The sequence below is a fragment of the Acinetobacter sp. A3 genome, from assembly GCF_012371415.1.
Taxonomy (GTDB): domain Bacteria; phylum Pseudomonadota; class Gammaproteobacteria; order Pseudomonadales; family Moraxellaceae; genus Acinetobacter.
Genome location: NZ_JAAZQW010000003.1, coordinates 1 through 8,535, shown reverse-complemented (window position 1 = coordinate 8,535; position 8,535 = coordinate 1). Strand labels below are relative to the sequence as shown.

Sequence of the window (8,535 nt, the reverse complement as noted above, 5' to 3'; positions counted from 1 at the left end):
TTGTCGTTGTCGTTGTCGTTGTCGTTGTCGTTGTCGTTGTCGTTGTCGTTGTCGTTGTCGTTGTCGTTGTCGTTGTCAGAAGCTTGACCGAGTACGCTACGATTGTCTTCATTTTCACGTTCTGAACGTGAATCACATGCGGTCAGTAGCAACATCATTGCAGACATCAAAATAATCAGTAATTTCATGGGCATCTTCCTGTTTTAAACATTTTTGATCATCTTAAAAGAATCCATGCATCGGTATTGTATAATTTTGATTCAGCCCTCCTGACATGATTCAAGCGCATCCATAAAAAAACGCATCCGAAGATGCGTTTAAAACAGTGGTGCGATCTTAGAAAACTTGGTTTACCAGCCTAAAGCCTGTTGCTGTTTTTTCACCAATTCCTGAATACCTTTTTCTGCCATTTCCAACATGGCATTGCACTGCACGCGAGTAAATGGCTTGTCTTCTGCCGTACCCTGAATTTCAATAAATTCACCTGCTTGAGTCATGACTACGTTTAAATCGGTCTGGCAGTTTGAATCTTCTTCATAGCACAAATCCAGTAATACCTCATCTTGGTACATGCCTACAGAAATTGCAGCTACCAAACCTTTTAATGGGTCATGCTTAATTTTTTTCTTTTCTAGCAATACATTCATGGCATCAATTAATGCCACTGCCGCACCTGTAATAGCTGCAGTACGGGTACCGCCATCTGCCTGAATCACATCACAGTCAATGGTAATGGTATTTTCACCCAGTTTTTTTAAATCGACCATGGCACGTAAACTGCGACCAATCAAACGCTGAATTTCCTGTGTACGCCCGCTTTGTTTGCCACGTGCTGCTTCACGGTCACTACGGGTATGCGTTGAACGTGGCAACATGCCATATTCTGCTGTCACCCAGCCCTGCCCCTGACCTTTTAAAAAGCGGGGTACAGAGTTATCAATACTGGCCGTACACAAAACTTTGGTATGACCAAACTCAACCAAAACTGAACCTTCAGCATAGCGAGTATAGTTACGGGTAATTTTTACCTCACGTAATTGGTCTAAGGCTCGTTGGTCAATACGCATAATGGGTCCTTATTTTTGGCTCAAATCAATTGCCCGCAAGTATAACAGATGCCACAGCGAAGGTCGCTTTTCTAGGCTGTTCCCTGTGCAGTTTCGCTCACTTCTGCCACAATAACCACAACATCGCTTCATTCATCTTTTAGTATTACTCTGCAATTCAGGTTTTTGTTAGACTGCGCAGCACTGGCAGAATCAGGAAATAAAATGTCGATTCGAGAAGAACGAAAACAACAAAGTCGTCAGGCCATTATAGATGCTGTACTACAACTGAGTGCTTCTGGACGTGCCTTTAGCAGCATCAGCTTAAGAGAAATTTCACGACAGATTGGGTTCGTGCCCACCGCGTTTTATCGGCATTTTCAAGATATGGATGCTTTAGCACTCGATTTGGTCGATCAAGTTGCCCTACACATTAAAGGGATTTTGCATCAATTGGGGCAAGGCTATTTGTACCAACCCGATGCACAGACAGAAACGGCATTGACCCTGTTTTTTAAATCAGTCGATCAACGCCCACAACAATGGATTTTTTTAATTGCCGAACGCTGGGGCGGTTCTGCCGTTTTACGCCAAGCCATTGCCCGTGAAATTGATTTTTTAATTGAAGATTTAGCCAATGATTTGCAACGGGTAGAAAGTGTGCAGCATTTTCAACATGCCGAAGACTTACACGTCCTGGCCAATATTTTAATTAATTTGTCTTTAAACTGGGCAATGAACTGGATCAGTTTGGGACAGCAATTTGAAGCAGAAAAATTGCAGCAACAACAGCAACACTTCATACAACAAAGCATTACCCAAGTCCATTTGCTATTTCGTGGTATTTGCCACTGGCAGCGTCCGCAGCCTATTTAAAGTTATCTGCTAAACACTTTAGCCATAAAAAACCGCAATGATCTTTCAATCATTGCGGTTTTAGACACAAGGTGATTTCACCACAGCATCGTAGTTTTATTTCTTGGCTTTACGCTCTTGATCGACCAAGTAATTCACCACCTGAATCACTTTGCCGTTATCGCCCTGCACGATGTATTTACCATTGACAACCACGGCAGGTACACCCGTCAATTGATACTGACGCGCCAATTGCTTAGCTTGTGAAATTTTAGAAGTGATCGCAAACGAGTTAAACATGCTGTTAAATTTCGCTTCAGGCACGCCATATTTTACAAAGAATTTGGCTTGAGACTGTTGGTCAAAAATTTGCTGACCTTTGTCATGAATAGCATGGAACAATGGCAAGTGAGTTTTCTTACGTACGCCCAATGCTTCAGACACATAATAGCCACGCGCATTCATTTCCCATACAGGGTTCATGGCAGCTGGAGTACGCACAAAATTCACATCTTTAGGCAATTTGCGTAACCAAGTCTGCATATATGGCTCTAGGGTAAAGCAGTGGCCACAGCCGTACCAAAAGAACTCACGTACTTCAATTTTACCTGGGACATCCACTTTCCCTGGGTTAGCAACAACGCTGTAATCTTTACCTGCAACAAAATTTGCCGCCATTGCACTACCAGAAATAGCAAAGATGGCTGTTGCCAAACTACCTAAAAGGAATTTTTTCATTGCGTTTATAGTCCTCTAAATCATTCTGTTTAGTTTATGGCAACACTATAAATCAAATATGCCGATTTCGTTTTCCTTCTGTGAACTTTTTTACAGCTTTTATCGCTTTTTTTAGAATTAACGCTACACTAGGGTTTATACATATTTTTACCATCATCACGATTAAATTGAGGTGACACCCATGTCGCAACTGAATGTTGATCCACAAGAAATTGCCAAATTTGAAGCATTTGCAGCCATATGGTGGGATCAGCATTCCGAGTTCCGTCCCCTGCACATGATTAACCCACTGCGCCTGAACTGGATTGATGAACATGCAGGCGGTTTAGCAGGCAAAAAAGTGCTAGATGTCGGTTGCGGCGGCGGGATTTTGGCAGAAAGCATGGCACGTCGTGGTGCCAATGTACTTGGCATTGATATGGGCGAAGCACCTTTAAATGTGGCGCGTATCCATGCTGAGCAAGAAGGCGTAAATAATATTGAGTATCGCCAAATTCCTGTTGAACAACTGGCAGAACAACAAGCTGGTCAGTACGATGTCGTGACCTGTATGGAAATGTTAGAGCACGTACCCGACCCAGCCTCTATTATTCAAGCCTGCCAAAAACTGGTCAAACCAGGTGGTCATGTATTTTTCTCCACCATTAACCGCAATCCAAAATCATACTTATTTGCCATTATTGGTGCAGAATACGTGCTGCGTATGCTGGCCAAAGGTACGCACGATTATCATAAATTTATTAAACCATCTGAATTGGCACATGATATTCGCCAAGCGGGTTTAAAACTCAAAGATATGACGGGTTTACACTACAACCCACTAACTAAACGCTATTGGTTGGCACCTAATGTTGATGTGAACTACATGGTTTACACGGTCAATGAGGCAACAGAATGAAAGCCGTTTTATTCGACCTCGATGGCACCTTAATTGATACCGCTGCTGATTTTATTCGCATCATTCAAGACATGTGCCGTGACAAAGGCTGTGAGATTGTGGCAGCAGATGCCATTCGTACACAGGTGTCTGAAGGTGCACGGGCAATGGTAAAACTGGTCTATCCAGAACTTGAGGTAGATGACCCTGTATTTCTTGCGCATCGACAACGCTTTTTAGACCTGTACGGCGCAGATATTGCGGTAGAAACTGATCTGTTCGAGGGCATGTATCCACTGCTCGAAGCTTTGGAACAGCGTCAAATTCCGTGGGGTATTGTTACCAATAAACCGCGCTGGCTCAGTGAAGCTTTACTCAAGGCACTGAATTTAACTGACCGCTGTGCGGTTTTGGTCTGCCCTGAGGATGTCAGCCATACCAAGCCAGACCCAGAACCTATGTATTTGGCAGCCAAACAGATTGAAATTGCCCCAGAAGATTGTATTTATGTGGGTGACCATCCACGTGATATTGATGCAGGCCGCAATGCCAATATGTACACCATTCTGGCCGCTTACGGTTATTTACCGTTGCAACACAAAGATGACTTAACAGTGTGGCAAGCAGATTGTATAGTGGATTCAGTCGCTGAATTACATACGGTTTTAGACAAATTGGTGCTGCAAGCCGCAACATCATCAAACAGCCTGAATGCCAATGCCTGAGTTGGTTCTATTACACCTGCCAAAGCACAAATATTACCTTTAAAATATGCCCAATAAAAAATCAATATAGGAGGGATGACCATGAAATATTCAGAATATCAACCTCGCCCCGATCTGTTAAAAGATCGCATTATCCTCATTACCGGTGCGGGAGATGGTATTGGACGTGCCGCTGCCCTCAGTTATGCCCTGCATGGGGCCACCGTGGTACTGCATGGTCGTACCCTCAATAAACTTGAAGTCATTTATGATGAAATTGAAAGTTTAGGTGCACCACAACCTGCTATTTTACCCCTGCAACTGTCTAGCGCTTCGCCACGTGACTATGAGTTACTGGTCGATACCCTAGAGAAACAATTCGGACGTTTAGATGGTATTTTGCACAACGCAGGCATTTTAGGTGAACGCACCGAGTTAGCAAATTACCCTGCAGATGTCTGGGATGATGTCATGGCGGTAAATTTACGTGCACCTTTTGTCTTGACTCAGGAATTATTACCGCTCTTGGCAAAATCAGAACATGCCTCGGTGGTCTTTGCTAGTTCAGGGGTTGGCCGTGAAGCACGTGAATGCTGGGGGGCTTATTCAGTTTCTAAAATTGCGATTGAAGCGGTCAGCCAATTATTTGCCAAAGAGCAAGTTCACCCGAATATTCGCTACAACTGCATTAATCCGGGCGCAACCCGTACAGCCATGCGCGCCAAAGCCTATCCAGATGAAGATCCAAAAACCTTACCAACACCCGATGCAATCATGCCTGCCTATTTATATTTAATGGGCGATGACAGCTTACACATGAATGGTCAAAGTATTGATGCACAGGATTAATCCTGTGCGTCTGCTTCCCGCTTTTTAATAGCATGCTTGTGCAAAAAATCTTCATCTTCTAGCTTTTTAAAATTACTTGAATACGCATCACTTTTTTATATATACGCCATCTATAAACGAAAAACCTTATTTAGATAAAATATAAATATAAATTTTAACAACTTATGCTTCAGTTTTTAGCCCCAATCTATGCCTATAGTGCATATCTATAAATGAGATAACTTTACAGCTTTTGCTTATTTTACAGTGCACAGCCCAATCATGATTAATAGCGACATTCCAAATTAATTTATTTTTAGGTTGTTCAGCACATGTCATATTCTCAGCAAAAACCGCTCAATATTGTTGCCATTTCCGGGGGGCTCAATGCACCTTCTAAAACAGAAGCGCTGTTACAGACCCTGGTAGAGCGTTTGGCCAAAGCCATCCCGATTCAGGTACATTTCATTAAATTTAGTGAAATTGCGCCACTTTTAGGTGGTGCAATTTACCGCAATCAATTGCCTCAACAAGTGCAAGACCATTTAGCTGCTGTAGAAAATGCAGATGCACTGATTGTAGGAACACCTGTCTATCGGGCGTCATTTACTGGTTTATTTAAACATTTTTTTGATTTTGTTGAACAAAATGCACTGATTGATGTGCCAATATTATTGGCTGCATCTGGTGGCAGCGAGCGACATGCACTGGTTTTAGAACATCAATTGCGCCCTTTATTCAGTTTTTTCCAAGCACAAACCTTGCCTATTGGTGTCTATGCCACAGACCGAGATTTTAGCCCTGAATACACCGTACAAAGTGAATTGCTTAATGAGCGAATCAATTTGGCCATTACCCGTGCAGTTCCAGTTTTGCAATGGGAGGCAGCCAAATCACAGTACGCTATAGCCCAAACACAAGTGGCTTAATGACCACCACACATAGCACAGCTTGATCACAGCGCACCCTCACGGGATAGATATATGAAATACATATCTATCCCACGCATGACTTAGCCTTCATGTTGCCAGTGCTGCAGCAAATTCAGATCAGCTTTCTTTTTTATGCAGGTTACGTAGCATACTGTCAGTTTTCAGACCTTCATCTTGTGTAAAATAAGCACTTAAAGGCCACCGCAGTAATTGTCTGTGTCTATCTTGCATAAACAGAATTCACTCGCTACGCTTCTGCCTTTCTATCCCACTCTTACGCTGCAGAGAACAACATGACTGAATTAAATAACATCACCGTAACCCCGCTAGAAGATGGCATGGTGTCTTTACTGATTGATGGTCAGCCTATTTCTGAAAAATACGGCATGAAGTTTGAAGCCAGCATCGTGGATGATATTCAAGCGCTCGACAACAGCCAAAAAATCAAATTGTTTGATCAGTTTGTGTTTTCACATACCGATCTCAATTTTGAACATGCTTACCACTATGTCACTGGCATTGAAAAGTTGGATGATCGCTATCACGTGGTCAAAAACTTTGTCTATCGTATTAAAATTGAAGGGCAACCTGAAATTGAACACGTGATTACCAAACAAGGTGCACCAATGACAACTGAAGATGTGCGTGAATTTATTAATGCACATATTCAAAAATCACTCACCGACTATACCGACTTAAACTACGCTTACTAAAAGCCAGTGAAGCTACCAAACTCAGGGTCAAGACATTAATCGTTTTATTGGATTGAAACAATAAAATTAAACTGTTTTTCAAATTAATATAAATCCTCTATTCTAAATCCATCTTCAACAGTATTGAGGTAGATTGCGATGACGGATATGAAACGAAAAACAGCCGTGATTCAAAGTATTGAAACTTTACAACTGAGCCAACATTTGATTGTTGCCTTAGATGACAAAGAAAAAGCCGAATGTGTAGCGAGCGCAGTGCAGTCTTTACAAGGTTTGGCAGATCAGTGGAACTGATGTATCCCATAGCAGCTCGCTGCTATGGTCATGCTCGATCTAAAATAAAATACCCCAACCCCTTCCTCTCTATTTTCTGCACGCACATACATTCAAAATGCTTTTTTTGTCACATAATAGAATAGACTCTATACTGTAGCATCAGGCTTTATTTAAAAAATTCATGTGCTTTCTTCACAGTTTCTCTGCATTTAATGGCTAAAGTATGAACTGTGAAATAGAGATGAGAAATGAGGGGTTTACATGAAAAAGATTTTGACAGTTCTGGCAATGTCTTTCAGTGCTTTACTTGGCAGTAATTTAGCGACTGCTGCTCCTCAATTTGATCGGGATCATGCGGAACACCCGCGTTATCAGGCACAAAATAAACGTGAATTTCGTGCCAATATGGAAGAGCGCGTACAAGACAAGCGTCGTATGCGTGAAGAACGTGGTGTAAAACGCTTGCAGCAACATAAGTGGCAAACGGGCTATGTCATGCCGCAGCACTATCGTAGCAATGGCTATAAGGTCGATTATCAAGATCACGACCTGCCTAGACCTGAACGCAAACAACAATGGTATAAAATTAATCAGGACTATATTTTAGTCGATTTGGAAAACCATCATATCTTGCGTATTGCAGGTTCATAAACACGCCTGAATGTGTAATTGAATTTTATCGAGAAGCCCAATCTAGAGTTTGGGCTTTTTTATGGACACTCATTCCCACGAAAAAGTAAACTGATATTCCTAACTTACTTGGACGCTTTAAAAAGCATCCAAAGATTATGATTTGATTACATTTATCAGTAAGACCTATCAAAACTGTCTAAAAACTGACTTGTTTCAAAATTGGATTTTTCTTGATTTTATAATCATGATTTATTATTAAGATATTGATTATTATAAATAATATTCACTTGTGTTGCGTATCACCACCATTCTTTTAGATGGGGTTGGATCTGTGAGGTATTTGACCTTATCTACTACAGCCCCAAAAATTTTTTGTTATGCTCAATACTTAGATAAAAATAATATGTGAAATTAACAAATGATAAGTACAATTTGCCTGCATGAATTGCCAGCAGAACAATTAAAAAAAATGTCTCCAGAAAATATTGATCAAACTTTAAAGGATGAACAACCATATTTTCAGCATCACCCAAAAACAACAGATTCCCTTGCTATCAATGGATCTAAAACTAAACAGGATGGTCTCGTGAAAGCCAGTGCGACACCAAGAAAAATTGGTGGTCTATCGGTTGTACTTGTTGGCGAGAATGTGATTTATACAGAATTATTTACACCCTCAAATAATCAGCCCATACGAAATCTCAATTTACCCCATATTACTCAATATCTTAGAAAACCATAAAGCCCAAATAATATACCTGAGCTTTATGGATTCTTTACTTTCCACGGTAATCCCTTCAAAAGAATAGATAACCAAGCACATCTTGGTTTCTCATCTTGCAAAGCGGTACATCCATTCTGTTCCTTAAAATGTAGTCAAACATACTCAAGGACTAATTCGCACTCTGTTAATGTCTTGTTGCCAAGCGTGTA

11 protein-coding genes and 1 pseudogene are annotated in these 8,535 nt (G+C 41.3%); 9 read left to right on the top strand and 3 right to left on the bottom strand.

From position 1 onward, the window contains the following. Both HHA42_RS13460 and rph read right to left on the bottom strand, forming a co-directional pair. Positions 1-188, bottom strand: a 188-nt coding sequence (locus tag HHA42_RS13460; protein WP_216076793.1) for a hypothetical protein, incomplete at its 3' end; no start/stop codon positions are given. A 162-nt stretch (positions 189-350) separates the two neighbouring features. Next, positions 351-1,067 carry a ribonuclease PH gene (gene rph, locus HHA42_RS01995; protein WP_096902471.1) on the bottom strand — a complete coding sequence of 239 codons (717 nt, stop codon included), beginning with the start codon at positions 1,065-1,067 and terminating at the stop codon, positions 351-353. A gap of 204 nt (positions 1,068-1,271) precedes the next feature. On the opposite strand from rph, the gene HHA42_RS01990 reads away from it, so the two are divergent. Further along, positions 1,272-1,922 carry a TetR family transcriptional regulator gene (locus tag HHA42_RS01990; RefSeq protein ID WP_168525266.1) on the top strand — a complete coding sequence of 217 codons (651 nt, stop codon included), beginning with the start codon at positions 1,272-1,274 and terminating at the stop codon, positions 1,920-1,922. Positions 1,923-2,018: 96 nt separating this feature from the next. Here the strand turns inward: HHA42_RS01990 and HHA42_RS01985 are convergent, their stop codons facing one another. Further along, positions 2,019-2,639, bottom strand: coding sequence for a thiol:disulfide interchange protein DsbA/DsbL (locus tag HHA42_RS01985; protein WP_168460463.1), 621 nt, complete (start codon positions 2,637-2,639; stop codon positions 2,019-2,021). Positions 2,640-2,820: 181 nt separating this feature from the next. Between HHA42_RS01985 and ubiG the strand changes: the two genes are divergently transcribed. The 8 genes and pseudogenes from ubiG to HHA42_RS01945 all read left to right on the top strand — a co-directional run bounded on the left by ubiG (position 2,821) and on the right by HHA42_RS01945 (position 8,344). Beyond that, complete coding sequence (ubiG, locus tag HHA42_RS01980) at positions 2,821-3,537, top strand: bifunctional 2-polyprenyl-6-hydroxyphenol methylase/3-demethylubiquinol 3-O-methyltransferase UbiG (RefSeq protein ID WP_168417636.1); 717 nt, start codon at positions 2,821-2,823, stop codon at positions 3,535-3,537. After that, complete coding sequence (locus tag HHA42_RS01975) at positions 3,534-4,241, top strand: HAD-IA family hydrolase (protein WP_168525264.1); 708 nt, start codon at positions 3,534-3,536, stop codon at positions 4,239-4,241. The genes ubiG and HHA42_RS01975 overlap by 4 nt, the downstream gene beginning before the upstream one ends. A gap of 81 nt (positions 4,242-4,322) precedes the next feature. Continuing rightward, on the top strand, positions 4,323-5,069 hold the full coding sequence (locus HHA42_RS01970) for a YciK family oxidoreductase (protein WP_168525262.1): 747 nt from the start codon (positions 4,323-4,325) through the stop codon (positions 5,067-5,069). Positions 5,070-5,380: 311 nt separating this feature from the next. Continuing rightward, positions 5,381-5,929, top strand: a pseudogene (msuE, locus tag HHA42_RS01965) (FMN reductase); the annotation flags it as partial. A 344-nt stretch (positions 5,930-6,273) separates the two neighbouring features. Beyond that, a complete protein-coding gene (locus HHA42_RS01960) occupies positions 6,274-6,693 on the top strand; it encodes a hypothetical protein (protein ID WP_168460459.1) in 420 nt (139 codons plus the stop codon). A gap of 138 nt (positions 6,694-6,831) precedes the next feature. Further along, the gene (locus HHA42_RS01955) at positions 6,832-6,987 is read left to right on the top strand and encodes a hypothetical protein (protein ID WP_165492522.1); all 156 of its coding nucleotides are present in this window, start codon (positions 6,832-6,834) and stop codon (positions 6,985-6,987) included. 243 nt (positions 6,988-7,230) lie between these two features. Next, positions 7,231-7,620 carry an RcnB family protein gene (locus HHA42_RS01950; RefSeq protein WP_168525258.1) on the top strand — a complete coding sequence of 130 codons (390 nt, stop codon included), beginning with the start codon at positions 7,231-7,233 and terminating at the stop codon, positions 7,618-7,620. 400 nt (positions 7,621-8,020) lie between these two features. Then, on the top strand, positions 8,021-8,344 hold the full coding sequence (locus tag HHA42_RS01945) for a hypothetical protein (protein ID WP_168417630.1): 324 nt from the start codon (positions 8,021-8,023) through the stop codon (positions 8,342-8,344). Positions 8,345-8,535 lie beyond the last annotated feature (191 nt).